At 74.1% G+C, this 17,136-nt stretch carries 12 protein-coding genes; 6 read left to right on the top strand and 6 right to left on the bottom strand.

Annotation, left to right across the window (positions count from 1 at the left end):
* Positions 1-59: 59 nt before the first annotated feature.
* Complete coding sequence (locus TPA0908_RS07935) at positions 60-4,211, bottom strand: polymorphic toxin-type HINT domain-containing protein (RefSeq protein WP_281936073.1); 4,152 nt, start codon at positions 4,209-4,211, stop codon at positions 60-62.
* A gap of 175 nt (positions 4,212-4,386) precedes the next feature.
* Here TPA0908_RS07935 and TPA0908_RS07940 point away from each other — a divergent pair, with 175 nt between their 5' ends.
* Genes TPA0908_RS07940 through hutH form a run of 6 tightly spaced genes read left to right on the top strand, consistent with a single transcriptional unit; the run spans position 4,387 to position 12,140 of the window.
* On the top strand, positions 4,387-5,235 hold the full coding sequence (locus TPA0908_RS07940) for a MurR/RpiR family transcriptional regulator (RefSeq protein ID WP_281936076.1): 849 nt from the start codon (positions 4,387-4,389) through the stop codon (positions 5,233-5,235).
* A 12-nt stretch (positions 5,236-5,247) separates the two neighbouring features.
* Entirely contained in the window at positions 5,248-6,903 is a 1,656-nt protein-coding gene (gene hutU, locus TPA0908_RS07945; protein WP_281936078.1) for a urocanate hydratase, read from the top strand.
* On the top strand, positions 6,900-8,099 hold the full coding sequence (locus TPA0908_RS07950; protein ID WP_281936081.1) for an allantoate amidohydrolase: 1,200 nt from the start codon (positions 6,900-6,902) through the stop codon (positions 8,097-8,099). Before hutU ends, TPA0908_RS07950 begins: the two co-directional genes overlap by 4 nt.
* Positions 8,096-9,442 (top strand): formimidoylglutamate deiminase, encoded by a 1,347-nt coding sequence (locus TPA0908_RS07955; protein WP_281936293.1) that lies wholly within the window; start codon positions 8,096-8,098, stop codon positions 9,440-9,442. Before TPA0908_RS07950 ends, TPA0908_RS07955 begins: the two co-directional genes overlap by 4 nt.
* Positions 9,439-10,605 carry an imidazolonepropionase gene (gene hutI / locus TPA0908_RS07960; protein ID WP_281936083.1) on the top strand — a complete coding sequence of 389 codons (1,167 nt, stop codon included), beginning with the start codon at positions 9,439-9,441 and terminating at the stop codon, positions 10,603-10,605. Before TPA0908_RS07955 ends, hutI begins: the two co-directional genes overlap by 4 nt.
* Entirely contained in the window at positions 10,602-12,140 is a 1,539-nt protein-coding gene (gene hutH, locus TPA0908_RS07965) for a histidine ammonia-lyase (protein ID WP_281936085.1), read from the top strand. Before hutI ends, hutH begins: the two co-directional genes overlap by 4 nt.
* Before the next feature lie 74 nt (positions 12,141-12,214).
* On the opposite strand, the gene TPA0908_RS07970 is transcribed toward hutH, so the two are convergent.
* From TPA0908_RS07970 to TPA0908_RS07990, 5 genes are read right to left on the bottom strand one after another with little or no spacing between them, the layout of a single operon-like run.
* Complete coding sequence (locus TPA0908_RS07970) at positions 12,215-13,438, bottom strand: hypothetical protein (protein ID WP_281936087.1); 1,224 nt, start codon at positions 13,436-13,438, stop codon at positions 12,215-12,217.
* Between the two features lie 10 nt (positions 13,439-13,448).
* Entirely contained in the window at positions 13,449-14,072 is a 624-nt protein-coding gene (gene rdgB / locus TPA0908_RS07975; protein WP_281936088.1) for an RdgB/HAM1 family non-canonical purine NTP pyrophosphatase, read from the bottom strand.
* Positions 14,069-14,797, bottom strand: a complete 729-nt coding sequence (gene rph / locus TPA0908_RS07980; RefSeq protein ID WP_107162398.1) for a ribonuclease PH — start codon at positions 14,795-14,797, stop codon at positions 14,069-14,071. The genes rdgB and rph overlap by 4 nt, the downstream gene beginning before the upstream one ends.
* Before the next feature lie 54 nt (positions 14,798-14,851).
* Positions 14,852-15,994 carry a glycosyltransferase gene (locus TPA0908_RS07985; RefSeq protein WP_281936090.1) on the bottom strand — a complete coding sequence of 381 codons (1,143 nt, stop codon included), beginning with the start codon at positions 15,992-15,994 and terminating at the stop codon, positions 14,852-14,854.
* Entirely contained in the window at positions 15,991-17,130 is a 1,140-nt protein-coding gene (locus TPA0908_RS07990) for a glycosyltransferase family 4 protein (RefSeq protein WP_281936093.1), read from the bottom strand. Before TPA0908_RS07990 ends, TPA0908_RS07985 begins: the two co-directional genes overlap by 4 nt.
* Positions 17,131-17,136: the final 6 nt, after the last annotated feature.

Consider the following 17,136-nt stretch of genomic DNA (forward strand, 5'->3'; position numbering starts at 1 on the left):
AAAATGTCAGGACAAGCACCCAATCCTCCTCACGTCGAGGCCATGAAAGCGGCGTGGCATCAGCACGGATACGCGGTCACCAACTTGCCCTCGTTCACGACCGCGCAGATGCTCCGCAGTTCTTGCCTCCCGTTGGCCGGGCCACTCTCGCCTACCTTGACGCCGTGGTCCCACTGGTAGATCTTGCCGGGTCGGGGCTCTCCCGTCTTCGGGTCGGGCGTGTTGTTCCTCGGCGTTCCCCGGTTGATGGTGTCGACGACCCGCTGCCGCACGATCTTCTCCTTGCCGGTGAAGATCCCCGCCTCGTCGTCCACCAGGCTCCCGCCCGTTCGGTGACGGTCGAGCACGTGCTGCCAGTCGCCCTCGGCTACTGCTCGGTTCCCACAGATCCCGGCGTTGTGGACAAGGAAGCTGGCGGCGCCGGCGGCGACATAGAAGGTGTGATAGCCAGCAATGCTGAGGTTGTAGACCTCGGACCGGACCAGCCTCTTCGCTACCGAGTCGACCTGCAGCCAGGTCCCGCTGGCGGTGCGTACCCACTGTCCGGGCGAGAGGGAGACCGCCTCGACCCAGGCCTTGGCGTCCGGCACCCAGAAGGGGTGGTTAGAGGTAGCAGTGATGGACACCGCAGCGTCGCCGTCGGCGCCATCGACGTCGAATGTCAGATCGACGAGCTGCTTCTCACCGAACCCGTAGATCAGCCCGTCGACCTTCTTCGGATCGGTTCTTCCGGAGTCGGGGTCGGTCGAAAGGACCTCCTCCCCGACTCGGACATCTTCGATCGGCTTGGTCGATCCGTCCGCCATCACTACTTTGGTGCCCGGCGCGAAGCTGTTGCACTTCGACAGCGCCTCGGTGACCTTCTGCAGTTCGCGGAGCTTGTCCGCCGCCTTGCCAGCCTTCGCGCCGGTGGCGAAGTAGCCGGCGAAGGGCACCATCGACCCGATCGACAGAAGACCGCCGACCCAGTCGCCCCGTGCGAACGACACCGCCGCGTCGACACCGTCGCACGCTTCCCCAGCGCCCGGCGCGAGCCCGCACGCCATGAGCACCAGCTGCAACATGTCGAGTACCAGCTCGGGGTTCTCATTGACGAAGGCCTTGAGATCGCCCACCATCAGGCAGCCCGGTCGATCCATGTTGGCGGGGACGTCGCAGATGGCCGGCCTGGTCACGGCAAGGGCGAAGTCGCCGTAGACCTTCAGGCAGTCCTTCGTCAGCGACGGCTTGGGTACCAGACAGCCCCAGGTCTTGTGCTCCTCCAGAGCAGTACCGGTCCCGCCGCTGCCGCTTCCGGGCGCCGTGCTCCGCCGCTGTTGCTCGTACTCCTTCAGCCGGGTCGTGTAGATCCGACTGGCTTCCTTGGCCGCGAGGTCGGCGGCCAAGGCATCCTGGCCGGCACGGATGGCTGACTGCCGGGCATCCCAACTCGCCTGGGAAGCAGCCTCCGAAGCCTGCTTGGCTCGCCGGGACGCCGCCGACGCGGTGGCGGCGGATTGGGCGGCCTGGTCGGCGCTGGCCTGGGCCGAGTTCGCCGCGTTGCGGGCGGTAACAGCCGACTGAGCAGCCTGGTCGGCTGAGTTCTTCGCCGCGACCGCCGAGTTGTTGGCATCGGTGGCATACTGCGCCGCCTTGTTCGCCGACGCCGCCGCCTGCTGCGCATACGTCTGCGCCTCCGCCGCCTTACCCGCCGCGACCGCCGCGACCCGGTTCGCCTCCGCCGCGTCCGACACCGCGCTCTGCGCGTACCGCTGCGCCTGCGCGATCAACGCCTGCACCGCCGCCACATGCGCGGCCTGCTCCTGATCCCGCTGCGCCGCCTGAAAACGACCAGCCGTCAAGAAATACGAGATGTACGACGACGGCCCCGCCAACGCCACCTGCCCGGCCGCCTTCACCTGCGGACCACCCGCGTCAATGACCCGATACGCCTCAAGCCGGTCATCAGCCGTCCGCGCCGCGTACTGACCCGACCGCAGAAACTCGTGCCGATCCGCGTTCGTCCCCGCCAACGCCCGCTCCGCAGCCGCCTTCAGCGTCGGCCCCGCCGTCTCCAAAATCTTGTAGACCGCCTGCCGATCAAGCGTCGCCTTACCCGGATAACTCCGCGTCCGCAAAAACGCCTGCACCGCCGCGTCGTCACCAGCCAACGCCACCTGCGCCGCCGACTTCTCATTCCCGTCCGGCAACGTGTCGACCAGATGCCACACCCGCGCCCGATCATCCTGACCAACCGCAAGCCGACGACCATCCGTCAGCCACGACCGCAGCTCCACCTCACCGCCGGCGAGAACCTCCTCAGCAGCAGCGCGTGTCCACTCACCGCCGGTGGTCAGCAGGTTGATCGCGGCGCGGCGGCCACGGTCGAGCATGACCTCGGTGGTGACACCCGACGCGGTCGCCTCCGTCAGCAACTGCCGCGTCGCCGGATCGACCCGATCCTCCTCCGCTGTGTCCCACAACAACTTGCGGTTCCACGCAGCGACCGCGCCAGCACTAGCCTTGGCGGTCTGCTCAACGGCAAGGGCCTCCTGCGCCCCCAGCACGCCCTGCTCGGTGGACTCCGCTAACCGCGTGTCGTCCTCCGCACGCGCCAACCGCTCCAACTCGACAGCCTTGTTCGCCGCCTCCACCGCCGTGTTCGACGCCAACACCGCAGCCGCCGCATGCTTCGCCGACTCCACCGCGGCCTTCGCCGCATCACCCGCCGCAGCCGCAGCCGCATCCGCCGCATCCGCCGCCGCCTCCGCATGCGCCGCCGCCCGCCGCGCGAACTCGAACGCCTCATCCGACGCCTTCGCCGCCGCCTGCGCCAACGCATACGCCCGATCAGCCGCCCGCGACGCCGCCGCCGCCTGCGCCTGCGCCCGCGCAGCCGCATCCCGCGCCCGCTTCGCCTGCTCCGCAGAAACACCCGCCTGAGAACCAGCCCGCCGAGCTTCAGCCGCCGCGATGTCCGCGTTCGCGCTCGCACCCTTCGCCGCAGTACTTGCCGACTTCGCCTGGGCGAGCGCGCGGTCCCGTTCGACCTTCACCTGATCGAGCTCACGCGCCTTACGCGCGGCATCCCGCGCCGCCTGCGCCGCCTGGCGCGCCGCCGCCGCCTTACCCGCATCCGTCCGCGCGTCCGCCGCGGCGCGCTGAGCGCGCGTGGCGGCCTGTGCCGTCAACGACGCCGCCGTCGTCGCCTTCCGCGCCGCATCAGACGCCACCCGCGCCGCCCGCATCGCCGCATTCGAGGCGCTGACCGCCTCACCCGCCGCTTCAGCCGCACTGTCTGCGGCATCCGCCGCCCGCCCAGCCGCCGCGGATGCCTTCTTGGCAGCACCACCGGCTGCAGCCGTCTCGGTAGCGGCGGTCTGTGCCGCCTTCTTCGCCTCCTCGGCCGCCGCTGCTGCCCGGTCCGATGCCTCGGTGGCGGCCAGCGCCTCCCGCGAGGTCGTCTCACTGGCGTCCTTGGCCTGCTCCGTCAGACTCCGGATCGATGCCAACTCCGCGTCTCGGGCCCGAGCCACGAACTGGCCGGCTGTGATGAACTCCCGTAGCTCATCCGCCGTACCCGCCAGCGCCTGCTGTGCGGCGCTGTCGAGTACCGGGCCGCTGTTGTTCGCCCCGCCGGTCAGCATCCGCGTCGCCGCCAACCGGTCGTCGGCTTGCGCCGCCGCGAATCGACCCTCCGCCAAGAACTTCGTCAGTTCTTCTGGCGTGCCGTTCAACGCTGCCTGCGCAGCAGCCCGGACAGTCGGGCCGCCTGACTCCAACAGCCGGTAGGCCCGCACACGCTCGTCCGAGGCCCAGGCGGTCTCCCAGCCCCCGTTGACGAAGGCGCGGATCGCCTCCGGTGTGCTCGCGAGAACCTCGAGCGCGGCCGCACGCATCGCCGGTCCGTCCATCGATGCCAACGTCTGGGCCGCCGCCCGCTCATCCTCCCGCTGGGCCTCCTCGCGCAAGGAGTCGCGGAAAGCTCTCAGGTCCGCATCGGTTCCGAGCAGGGCCGCTTCCGCAGCCCGTCGGACCGATGGACCGTTCGAGAAGAGGTAGGCGACGGTCCATTCCCTGCTCGGGGGATTCGTTTCCGCCTGAGCAGGGGTGAAGGGTTGCAGCAGAGTCGCGACAAGGATGAGAACGAGAAATGTCGAGACCCTGCCGGCCCAGACCTGGGCAGAACGGCTCGATCGAAACAGGGCAGCAGGAAACGGCTGCTTGGTCAAGTCAACCCCCGTGGCAGCAAGACAAGGCAGGTGAACCGTATAGATGGTTGACGTCCTTCACAAGGGGCGTCAGCAAGATGACTGAGGGTGACCACCATCGCGTGGGTCCTCATGGTCGGCAGCGGCACGGCAGCCTCTTCTTGCCAGTGAAATATTTGATGCATAGAGTCAGCGGGTGAATGAAACCGGTGCGTCCAGCGCCGACCGCCTGCTCGACCTCTTCCACGGCGTGCGGCTCACCCCGACCCAGCGCCGCATCGCGCACTGCCTGGTACGCCACGCCGGCGCGGCGGCGTACCTGTCCGCGGCGGAGGTGGCCGAACTGGCCGGGGTCAGCCAGCCGTCGGTGACCCGGTTCGCCATGACGCTCGGGCACGACGGCTACCCCGCGCTGCGCCGCCGGCTGCGGGACCTGGCCGCCACCGGGACGACCGAGCCGGCCGCGGCCGGGAACGCCCTGCAACGGGCGGTGCACGCCGAGCGGGACAACCTCGACCGGCTCGCCGGGCAACTCGCCGATGCCGACCGGATCGCCGAGGTGGGCAGGCTGCTGGCGGCCACCCGACCACTGCCGGTGCTCGGGTTGCGCGCCGCCGCGCCGCTGGCCGCGTACTTCGCGTACTTCGCCGCGAAGGTGCACCCGGACGTGCGGGTCCTCGACGACGGCGGCAGCCTGCTCGCCGACCGTCTCGACCAGGCCGTCGCCGCCGGCGCCACCGCGCTGCTCGCGTTCGTGCTGCCCCGCTACCCCCGGGAGACGCTCGACGCGCTGCGCGAGGCCCGCGACGCCGGGCTGACGGTGGTGGCCATCACCGACTCCCCGGTCAGCCCGGCCACCGACCACGCCGAGGTGGTGCTGCCCGCCGCGGTCGGCACCGACCTCGTCTTCGACCTGCACACCGCCCCGATGACGCTGGCCATGGTGGTGTTGCAGGCGATCTGCGACGCCGCCCCGGCCGAGACCCAGGCCCGGCTCGAGGCGTTCGAGTCGTCCGCCGCCCGCCGCCAGTTGTTCCTCGGCTGAGAGGAGTACGAGATGCACCAGCCCGTCCGCGCCGCCCGCGGCACCGTACGCACCGCGAAGGGGTGGCCGCAGGAGGCCGCGCTGCGGATGCTGATGAACAACCTCGACCCGGAGGTGGCCGAGCGCCCCGACGACCTGGTCGTCTACGGCGGCACCGGAAAGGCGGCCCGGGACTGGCCGTCCTACCACGCGTTGGTGCGGACGCTCACCGAGCTGCGCGACGACGAGACCATGCTGGTGCAGTCCGGCCGGCCGGTCGGCGTGCTGCGCACCCACGAGTGGGCGCCGCGGGTGCTGCTGGCCAACTCCAACCTGGTCGGCGACTGGGCCACCTGGCCGGAGTTCCGCCGCCTCGAATCGCTCGGCCTGACCATGTACGGGCAGATGACCGCCGGGTCGTGGATCTACATCGGCACCCAGGGCATCCTCCAGGGCACCTACGAGACGTTCGCCGCGGTCGCCGCCAAGCGCTTCGGTGGGTCGCTCGCCGGCACGCTGACGCTCACCGCCGGCTGCGGCGGGATGGGCGGGGCGCAGCCCCTGGCAGTCACCATGAACGGCGGCGTCTGCCTGATCGTCGACGTGGACCGGACCCGGTTGGAGCGCCGGGCGCACGACCGCTACCTGGACGAGATCGCCGACTCGCTCGACGACGCGGTGAAGCGGGCGCTGGCCGCGAAGCGGGACCGGCGGGCGCTCAGCGTCGGCGTGGTCGGCAACGCGGCCACCGTCTTCCCCGAGCTGCTGGCGCGCGGCGTCGAGATCGACATCGTGACCGACCAGACCAGCGCGCACGACCCGCTGTCGTACCTGCCGGAAGGGGTGGAGCCGGGCGACGCGCGGGACTACGCGGCGGCCAAGCCGGCCGAGTTCACCGACCGGGCGCGGGCGTCGATGGCGAAGCACGTCGAGGCGATGGTCGGCTTCCTCGACGCCGGCGCGGAGGTGTTCGACTACGGCAACTCGATCCGGGGCGAGGCGAAGCTCGGCGGGTACGAGCGGGCGTTCGACTTCCCCGGTTTCGTGCCGGCGTACATCCGGCCGCTGTTCTGCGAGGGCAAGGGCCCGTTCCGGTGGGCGGCGCTCTCCGGCGACCCGCGCGACATCGCCGCCACCGACCGGGCCATCCTCGACCTGTTCCCGGAGAACGAGTCGCTCGCCCGGTGGATGCGGATGGCCGGCGAGCGGGTCGCGTTCCAGGGCCTGCCGGCCCGGATCTGCTGGCTCGGCTACGGCGAGCGGGACCGCGCCGGGGTGCGGTTCAACGAGATGGTGGCCTCCGGTGAGCTGAGCGCGCCGGTGGTGATCGGCCGGGACCACCTGGACTGCGGCAGCGTGGCCAGCCCCTACCGGGAGACCGAGGCGATGGCCGACGGCTCCGACGCGATCGCCGACTGGCCGCTGCTCAACGCGCTTGTCAACACCGCGAGCGGCGCGTCCTGGGTGTCCATCCACCACGGCGGCGGGGTGGGCATCGGCCGGTCCATCCACGCCGGGCAGGTCTGCGTCGCCGACGGCAGCGCGCTCGCCGGGCAGAAGATCGAGCGGGTGCTCACCAACGACCCCGCGATGGGCGTGATCCGGCACGTGGACGCCGGCTACGACGACGCCCGCGAGGTCGCGGAGCGCACCGGCGTCCGGGTTCCGATGGCCGAGGGTGACTCGTGAGCGACCTGGCCGACCGGTTCCGGGAGCTGTGGGACGAGATCGCCCCGGTCGGGCGGGACGCCGGCAGCGGCGGCTACCTGCGGTACGCGCTGACCGAGCCGGAGCGCAGGCTGCGCGGCTGGTTCCGGGAGCAGGCCGACCGGCGGGGCATGCCGGTCAGCGAGGACGGCAACGGCAACCTGTTCGCCTGGTGGGGCGACCCGGCGACCGGCGGCGCGGTGCTCACCGGCAGCCACTTCGACTCGGTGCCGCACGGCGGCGCCTATGACGGGCCGCTCGGCATCGTCAGCGCGTTCCTCGCCGTGGACGAGCTGCGGGCCGCCGGGGCCACCCCGGACCGGCCCGTCGTGGTGGCCGCGTTCGTGGAGGAGGAGGGCGCCCGGTTCGGCGTACCCTGCCTGGGGTCGCGGCTGCTCACCGGCGAGATCGACGTCGACCGCGCGGCCGGGCTGCGCGACCAGGCCGGGGTGAGCTTCGCCGACGCGCTGGGCGGGCGGCCGGCGGGCGCCGACCCGGCGCTGCTCGGCCGCTTCGCGGCCTTCGTGGAGCTGCACGTCGAGCAGGGCCGCGCGCTCGTCGACGCGGACGCGCCGGTCGCGGTGGCGTCCGCCATCTGGCCGCACGGCCGGTGGCGGTTCGACTTCACCGGCGAGGGCAACCACGCCGGTACGACCCGGATGGCCGACCGGCGCGACCCGATGCTCACCTACGCGTTCACCGTGCTCGCGGCGAACAAGGAGGCCCGGCTGCGCGACGCGCACGCCACCGTCGGCCGGGTGTCGGTCGAGCCGAACGCCACCAACGCGATCCCGTCCCGGGTCACCGGCTGGCTGGACGCCCGGGCGGCCGAGGCGGCGACGCTGGACGGCCTGGTCGAGGCGGTACGCGCCAAGGCCACCGAGCGGGCCGGCCGGGACGGCACGGCGCTGACCTGCACGCGGGAGTCGGCGACGCCGCTCGTCGCGTTCGACGGCGGGCTCGCGCGGCGGCTGGTCGCGCTGCTCGACGCGCCGACGCTGCCGACCGGCGCCGGCCACGACGCCGGCGTGCTGGCCGCGCACCTGCCCACCGCGATGCTGTTCGTGCGGAACCCGACCGGGGTGTCGCACTCCCCGGCCGAGTCCGCCACCGACGCCGACTGCGCGGCCGGGGTGACCGCCCTGGCCCGGGTGCTGGAGGAACTGGCATGCCGCTGACCCGCTGGCTGGCCGAGTACGCCTGGCTGCCCGAGGACGCCGAACCCACGCCGGACGTGCTGATCGAGGCGACGGACGGGCGGCTCACCGCCGTCACGCCGCTGACCGGTGGCGGTCCGCCGGCCGCCGGGGTGACGGTGGACGCCGTCCGGCTGCCCGGCCTGACGCTGCCCGGCCTGGCCAACGCCCACTCGCACGCGTTCCACCGGGCGCTGCGTGGGCGCACCCACGCCGGCCGGGGCGACTTCTGGTCCTGGCGGGACCCGATGTACGCGGTCGCCGCCCGCCTCGACCCCGACTCCTACCTGGCGCTGGCCCGGGCCGCGTACGCGGAGATGGCGCTCGCCGGGATCACCTGCGTCGGCGAGTTCCACTACCTGCACCACGGCCCGGACGGCACCCGGTACGACGACCCGAACGTGATGTCCGAGGCGCTGGTGGAGGCCGCCGCGCACGCCGGGATCCGGCTCACGCTGCTGGACGCCGCGTATCTGACGGCGGGCGTGGACGGCGCGGAGCTGGTCGGACCGCAGCGCCGGTTCGACGACGGCGACGCGCTGCGCTGGGCGGAACGCGTCGACGCGTTCCGCCCGACCGACGGGCACGTGCGACGCGGCGCGGCGATCCACTCGGTGCGCGCGGTGCCGGCCGGGCAGCTCGCCACCGTGGCCGGCTGGGCGGACCGGCACGGGCTGCCGCTGCACGCGCACGTCTCCGAACAGCCGGCCGAGAACGACGCCTGCCGGGCCGTGCACGGCTGCACGCCGACCCGGCTGCTGGCCGACCACGGGGCGCTCGGCCGGCACACCACCGCCGTGCATGCCACCCACCCGACCGCCGCCGACGTGACGCTGCTCGGCGACAGCGGCACCGGCGTCTGCCTCTGCCCCACCACGGAACGGGACCTGGCCGACGGGATCGGCCCGGCCCGGCGCATCGCCGAGGCGGGCAGCCCGCTGAGCCTGGGCAGCGACAGCCACGCCGTGGTCGACCTGTTCGAGGAGGCCCGCGCGGTGGAGCTGGACGAACGGCTGCGCACCCGCAGACGCGGGCACTTCACCGCCGCCGAGCTGCTCGCCGCCGCCACCGTGACCGGCCACGTCGCGCTGGGCTGGGGCGACGCCGGCCGGCTCGCCGTCGGCGACCGGGCCGACCTGGTGACGGTACGGCTGGACAGCGCCCGCACCGCCGGGGTGCCGCCGGTCGGCGTGTTCTTCGCGGCCACCGCCGCCGACGTCACGCAGGTGGTGGTGGACGGCCGGACCGTGGTGGCCGACGGCCGGCACCTGACGGTGGACGTCCCCACCGAGCTGCGGGACTCGATCGCGGTGGTCACGTCATGACCGGCAGCCTGCTCGTGGACAACATCGGTGAGCTGGTCACCAACGACGGCCGGGGCGGTGACCCGCTGGGCGTCCGCCGCGACGCCGCGCTGCTGGTCGAGGACGGGCGGGTGGCCTGGGTCGGTCCGGCCCGCTACGCGCCCGCCGCCGGCCGGCGCGTCGACGCCGCCGGCGCGGCGGTGCTGCCCGGCTTCGTGGACAGCCACGCCCACCTGGTCTTCGCCGGTGACCGGGCCGCCGAGTTCGCCGCCCGGATGGCCGGCGAGCCGTACACCGGCGGCGGCATCCGGACCACCGTCGGCGCGACGCGCGCCGCCTCCGACGACGACCTGCGCGCCACCGTGGGCCGGCTGCGCGCGGAGATGCGGCGGCAGGGCACCACCACCGTCGAGATCAAGAGCGGGTACGGCCTGAGCGTCGCCGACGAGGCCCGCTCGCTGCGGATCGCCGCCGAGTTCACCGAGGACACCACGTTCCTCGGCGCGCACGTGGTGCCCGCCGAGTACGCCGACCGGCCCGACGACTACGTGGGCCTGGTGTGCGGGCCGATGCTGGCCGCCGCCGCGCCGTACGCCCGCTGGATCGACGTGTTCTGCGAGCGGGGCGCGTTCGACGCCGACCACGCCCGGGCGATCCTCACCTGCGGGCAGGCGGTCGGGTTGGGCGTCCGGCTGCACGCCAACCAGCTCGGCCCCGGGCCGGGCGTCCGGCTCGGCGTGGAACTGGGCGCGGCCAGCGTCGACCACTGCACCCACCTGACCGACGCCGACGTGGACGCGCTCGCCGGCTCGGAGACGGTCGCCACGCTGCTGCCCGGCGCCGAGTTCTCCACCCGGTCGCCCTACCCGGACGCCCGCCGGCTGCTCGACGCCGGTGTCACCGTGGCGCTGGCCACCGACTGCAACCCCGGCTCGTCGTACACCTCGTCGATGCCGTTCTGCGTCGCGCTCGCCGTACGCGAGATGGGGATGACCCCGGCGGAGGCGGTGTGGGCGGCGACCGCCGGCGGGGCGGCGGCGCTGCGCCGCACCGACGTCGGGCGGCTGACCGTCGGGGCCCGGGCCGACCTGGTCGTCCTCGACGCGCCGACCCACCTGCACCTGGCCTACCGGCCGGGGGTGCCACTGATCCGCCAGGTTCTGCACAACGGAGTGCCACGATGACCACCGTCACCATCCTGTCCACCGGGGTCACCCCCGCCGACGTGCTCGCGGTCGCCCGCGGCACCGCCAAGGTCGTGCTCGACCCCGCCGCCGTCGAGGCGATGGCGACCAGCCGGTCCATCGTGGACGGCATCGAGGCCGCCGGCCGCCCGGTGTACGGCGTCTCGACCGGGTTCGGGGCGCTGGCCAACACGTTCGTCGCCCCCGAGCGGCGAGCCGAGTTGCAGCACGCGCTGATCCGCTCGCACGCGGCCGGGGTGGGCGCGCCGATGCCCCGCGAGGTGGTGCGCGCCATGATGCTGCTGCGGGTACGCTCGCTCGCGCTCGGCCGCTCCGGCGTCCGCCCGCTCGTCGCCGAGGCGCTCGTGGACCTGCTCAACCACGAGATCACCCCGTGGGTGCCGGAACACGGCTCGCTGGGCGCGTCCGGTGACCTGGCGCCGCTGGCGCACTGCGCGCTGGTGCTGCTCGGCGAGGGCTGGGTGCTCGGCCCGGCCGGCGACCGGATCCCCGCCACGGACGCGCTGCGCCGGGTCGGGCTGGCCCCGGTCGAGCTGGCCGCCAAGGAGGGGCTGGCGCTGATCAACGGCACCGACGGCATGCTCGGCATGCTGCTGCTGGCCGTCTCCGACGCCCGGCACCTGTTCGCCATGGCCGACGTGACCGCCGCGCTGGCCATCGAGGCGATGCTCGGCTCGGAGCGGCCGTTCCTGCCCGAGCTGCACGCCATCCGCCCGCACCCCGGCCAGGCCGCCTCGGCCGCGAACATCCACCGGCTGCTCCAGGGCTCGGCGGTGATGGACTCGCACCGCGACGACCTGGCCCACGCGGTGCAGGACGCGTACTCGATGCGGTGCGCGCCGCAGGTGGCCGGCGCGGCCCGCGACACGCTGGACTTCGTCGAGGTGGTCGCCGGCCGGGAGCTGACGTCCGTGGTGGACAACCCGGTGGTGCTGCCGGACGGGCGGGTCGAGTCGACGGGCAACTTCCACGGCGCGCCGCTCGGCTTCGCCGCCGACTACCTGGCCATCGCCGCCGCCGAGGTGGGCGCGATCGCCGAACGGCGGGTGGACCGGCTGCTGGACGTGGCCCGTAACCGGGACCTGCCGGCGTTCCTCTCCCCCGACGCCGGGGTGAACTCCGGGCTGATGATCGCGCAGTACACCGCCGCCGGCATCGTCGCGGAGAACCGCCGGCTGGCGGCCCCCGCCTCGGTCGACTCGCTGCCCACCAGCGGCATGCAGGAGGACCACGTCTCGATGGGCTGGGCGGCCACCAAGAAGTTGCGCACCGTGCTGGACAACCTGGCCAGCCTGCTCGCGGTGGAGCTGCTGGCGGCGGTACGCGGGCTCCAGCTCCGCGCGCCGCTGGAGCCGTCCCCGGCCGGCCGGGCCGCGTTGGACGCGCTCGGCGACACGATCGGCGACCCCGGTCCGGACGTCTTCCTCGCCCCGCTGATGGAGGCGGCCCGATCCGTCGTCGCCGGCCCCGACCTGCGCGCCGCCATCGAGCGCGCAACCGGCCCCCTCGCCTGAGCCCTCCCCTTGCTTTCGCGCTGATTGACGGAAAGCGTGGCTGTTCGACGTCGAATGGCCACGCTTTCCGGGAATCAGCGGCCGGGGTCCGGGGGTGGGGTGGTGAGGTAGGCGACGTCCGGGTCGAGCAGCGCGGTCCAGGTGGGCCGGAACTCGGCGGCCCGGGACCGCATCTCGGTGCGCAGGTGGGACAGCCACGGGCCGCTGTCCCGCGGCCCCATCCAGTCCGGCCAGGAGTCGTACCGGCGCTCGACGGAGAAACCGTCCGACGTGGTCGCCACCCGCAGGAAGATCCAGCGTCCGTGCCGGGCGTCGGCCTCGGCCGCCCGGAGTTCCTTCACCAGCGTGAAGAGGTCCCGGAAACCGTCCCCGGGCCGGTCCACCGGGCAGCACTCGCCCGGGATCTGGCGCATCGCGCCGTCCAGCGCCTCCACGACCACGGAGGACCGGCCGTCCGCGCCCGGGGCCCGGAGGCGCGCCCAGTCCACCAGCGCCGCCAGTGCCCCGGTGTCGGCCGGCTCCGGGCGGGGCAGCTCGGCCGCCTCACCCATGGCCGCCCAGACCAGCCGTTCGTGCTGCGTCTCACTGAGCTTCCGGACCCGCCGGTGCGGCACCTCGGCACTCGCCGGCACGACCGGTACGACAGCGCCGGGGGTGAGACCGGCCCTCGCCGCCGAGGCGAGGGCGGCGTCCAGATCGACCGGAACGGACCGGACCCGCCCGAGCAGACCGGTGAGCGCAGCCGCGTCGACCGCGTGGCCGGCCGCGGCGGCGAGCAGTCGGTCGGCGTGGGTCGCCACGTCCGCCCGTTCCGCCTCGCCGTCGGCGTCGTGCCCGGCCCACTCGAAGACCACCTCCGCCAGTTCCCGGCGGGCGCGGTCGGCGTCGAGGACGGCGCCGACGGTCTGCGGGAGGCCGTCGGCGACCCGGTCCGGGTAGCGGACCCGGTGCCAGTCGCCGTGCTCGTGCCAGTAGACGTAGCCGAGCTGGTCGTCGTCGGCGTGCCGGACCAGTTCCGCCCAGGGCAGCCAGGCGGGCGCGCCGGCGAGCAGGTCGATCGGGGGACTCGCGTCCACCGTGTCGCTGTACTCGTGGTCGTAGCCGAACAGCACCGCCCGGTCGTCGGCGAGGAGGACCAGCCGCCCCCAGTTGCCCCCGTGGTCGTCGTGGTGGGCCCCGTCGGCGTCGATCCACCAGACGTCGTCGTGGCCGAGCGCGGCGAGAGTCGCGCCGAGCACCCCCCACCGGCTCCACAGCACGCCTGGACCCGCGAGGTCCACGGTCGTCCGCTCCGTCACGGGGACGCCGTCAGCCGGCCGCGGGGAGCACCTTGGCGACCAGCTTGGCCAGCTCCCGCAGCGCCTTGCCGCGGTGGCTGACCGCGTCCTTCTCCGCCGGCGTCAGCTCGGCGTTGGTCCGCTCCTGCCCGTCGCCGAGGAAGATCGGGTCGTAGCCGAACCCGCCCTCGCCGCGCGGCGCGCGCAGCAGCCGGCCCGGCTGCCGGCCGTCGACCAGGTGCTCCTTGCCGCTCGGCAGCACCAGCGCCACCGTGCAGACGAAGGCCGCGCCCCGGTGCTCGTCCGGCACGTCGCCCACCTGGTCCAGCAGGAGCTGGAGGTTGGCCCGGTCGTCGCCGTGCCGGCCGGACCAGCGGGCGCTGAACACGCCGGGCATGCCGTTGAGCGCGTCCACCGCGATGCCCGAATCGTCGGCGATGGTCGGCAGGCCGGTGCGCCGGCAGCCCTCCCGCGCCTTGATCAGCGCGTTCTCGCCGAACGTCAGGCCGGTCTCCGGCAGCTCCGGATATTCCGCCACGTCGTCCAGGCCGACCAGGGCGACCCGGTGGGCGCCGAGCGCGCCGTCCAGGATCCGCTGCAACTCGACGAGCTTCTTGCGGTTACGGGTGGCCAGCAGCACCTTGTTGTCGGTCACAGGTTCAGCGCCTTCCGCTGTGCGTCGGCCAGTTCCAGACAACCCGCCACGCCCAGGTCGAGCAGCGCGTCGAGCTGGTCGCGGGCGAAGACACCGGCCTCGCCCGTCCCCTGCACCTCGACGAAGTCGCCGGCGCCGGTGCAGACCACGTTCATGTCCACCTCGGCGGTCACGTCCTCGGCGTAGCAGAGGTCGAGCATCGGCTCGCCGCCGATCACGCCGACGCTGACCGCGGACACCGACCGGTGCATCACCTTCTCCACCTTGCCGGTCAGCGACTTGCGCTCGGCCAGCCAGGTCACCGCGTCGTACAGCGCGACGTACGCACCGGTGATCGCGGCGGTGCGGGTGCCGCCGTCGGCCTGGAGCACGTCGCAGTCGAGCACCACGGAGTTCTCGCCCAGCGCCTTGAGGTCGACGCAGGCGCGCAGGCTGCGACCGATCAGCCGGGAGATCTCGTGGGTGCGACCGCCGACCTTGCCGCGGACGCTCTCCCGGTCGGAGCGGGTGTTGGTGGCCCTCGGCAGCATCGCGTACTCGGCGGTCACCCAGCCCAGCCCGGAACCCTTGCGCCAGCGGGGCACCCCCTCGGTGACGCTGGCCGTGCAGAGCACCCGCGTCGCGCCGAACTCGACGAGCACCGAGCCCTCCGGGTGGGTGCTCCAGCCCCGGGTCAGGGTCACCGGTCGGAGTTGGTCGGGCCGCCGCCCGTCAGGTCGCGCCATGCCTGCACCCTATGCGGTGCGCCGATCGCACCGCCCACGGGTGCCGCCGGCCGGTCAGCGCTCCGGCGGGTCGACGCCGTGCGCGCGGAGGAAACCCGAGACCGCGGCCGGCCAGCCGAACTCCTCGGCGCGGGCCCGGGCGGCGGCACGGCGCTGCGCCGCCGGCCGGTCCAGCAGTCGGCGGACCGCGACGGCGAACGCCGCCGGGGTGCCGTACGCGGCGAGCCCGCCCGCGCCGACCACCTCCGGCAGGGCGCTCGCCGCGTTCGCCACCACCGGCGTGCCGCACGCGAGCGCCTCCAGCCCGGCCAGGCCGAACGTCTCCACCGGCCCCGGTGCGAGCGCCACGTCCGCGCTGGCCAGCAGCGCGGCCACCGCCAGCCGGTCCGGCAGGAAACCGGTGAAGTGCACCGGCAGGCCCGCCGCCGACCGGGTCAGCGCCGGCCGCAGCGGCCCGTCACCGGCCAGCACCAGGACCGCCGGTACGCCGGCACGTCGCAGCCGGGCCAGCGCGGCCACCGCCAGCGCGGGGCGCTTCTCCACGGAGAGCCGGGCGCAGTGCACCAGCAGCACCTCGGAGTCGTCGGCGTACCGTTCCCGCAGCGCCGGGTCGGCACGACGGGGATGGAACGTGTCCAGGTCGACACCGAGCGGCACCCGCTCCACCGGCGGCCCGTCCAGCCGGACGAACTCCTCGGCGGCCCAGCCGGTGGTGCAGACGATCCGGTCGTACCGGCGTGCCGTCTCGCGGTTCAGCCGGTCGGCGGTCCGCCGGGCCAGCCCGGTCGGCATCCCCCACTGACCGAGCAGCCCGGTCAGGCTCTCGTGCGAGACCATCGTCGAGCGCACCCCGTGCTCCCGGGCCCAGCGGCCGGTCCAGCGCAGCGTGCTGCGGTCGGAGACCTCGATCCGGTCCGGGGCCAGGTCGGTGAGGAGCCGGGCCAGCCCCCGCCGGTCCGACAGCACCCGGTAGCCGCCGGTGCCGGGCAGTTCCGGTCCGGGCAGGGCGATCTCGCGCCCCCACGGACGCATGCGGTCCGAGGGGCGCGCGCCGGGGATCACCAGCACGGGTTCGTGACCGGCGGCCAGATAGCCGGCGCCCAACTGCCGCAACGCCGTCCGCAGCCCGCCGGAGCGCGCCGTCACGAAGTTGGCGAGCCGGACGATGCGGACCGGGCGGGGACCGGCCCCGGTCACGCCGGGAGCCGGCCGGCGGCGGGCGTGCCGGCCAGCACGGCCTCGTAGTGCCCGATCAGCTCGTCACCGACCGCGTCCCAGCTGCGCCGGGCCACCGCGACGCGGGCCGCCGCGCCGTACCGGGCCCGCCGCGCCGGATCGGCGGCCAGCTCGGCCACGGCGGCGGCCAGCGCCGCGCCGTCGTCCGGCGGCACCAGCAGCCCGGTCACCCCCGACTCGACCAGGTCCACCGGACCGCCGCTGGCCGGCGCCACCACGGGTACGCCGCTCGCCGCGGCCTCCTGGAGCGTCTGCCCGAACGTCTCGTGCGGTCCGGTGTGGACGAACACGTCCAGGCTGGCGTACAGCTCGGCCAGCGCGTCGTCGTGCCGCACGCCGAGGAACCGCGCCGACGGCAGCGCGCGTTCGAGTTGCCGGCGCACCGGTCCGTCGCCGACCACCACCACCCGCACGCCGGGCAGGGCGGTGATCGGCGCGAGCAGTTCCACCCGCTTCTCCGGGGCGAGCCGGCCGACGTAGCCGACCAGCAGTTCGCCGTCCGGGGCGAGCGTCGCGCGGAGCCGAACGCTCCGCCGTGCCGGGTGGAACCGGACCGCGTCCACGCCCCGCCGCCACAGCCAGATCCGCCGTACCCCGTGGGTGATCAGGTCCGCCGCGGCGCGGGTGGACGGCGCGAGGGTGCGCTGCGCGGAGTTGTGGATCTCCCGGATCCGCCGCCACGCGGCGGCCTCGCCCCACCCCACCCGGTACGCCCGGGCGTAGGCCGCGACGTCTGTCTGGTAGACCGCGACCGCGGGCAGGCCGTGCCGGGCGGCCACCGACGCCCCGGCCGCGCCGAGCACGAAAGGGCTGGCCAGATGGACCACGTCGGGCCGGTGCCCGAGCAGCGCGCCGGTCAGCCCGACGCGCGGCACGCCGAGGCGGAAGCCCTGGTAACGGGGCAGGGGCACGCTCGGGACACGCACCACCGGATAGGCGTGGTGGTCGGCCCGGCGACGCCGGCCGCCGGCCGGGGCGGGCGCGACGACCAGCGGCTCGTGACCGCGGGCGACCAGGTGCTCGGCGGCCCGGACGACCGAGTTCGCCACGCCGTTGACATCCGGCGGGAACGACTCGGTGACGATGGCGATCCGCATGGCCCG

Origin of the sequence: Micromonospora sp. AKA38, from assembly GCF_027925725.1 — a bacterium.
In the GTDB taxonomy this organism is placed as follows: Bacteria; Actinomycetota; Actinomycetes; order Mycobacteriales; family Micromonosporaceae; genus Micromonospora.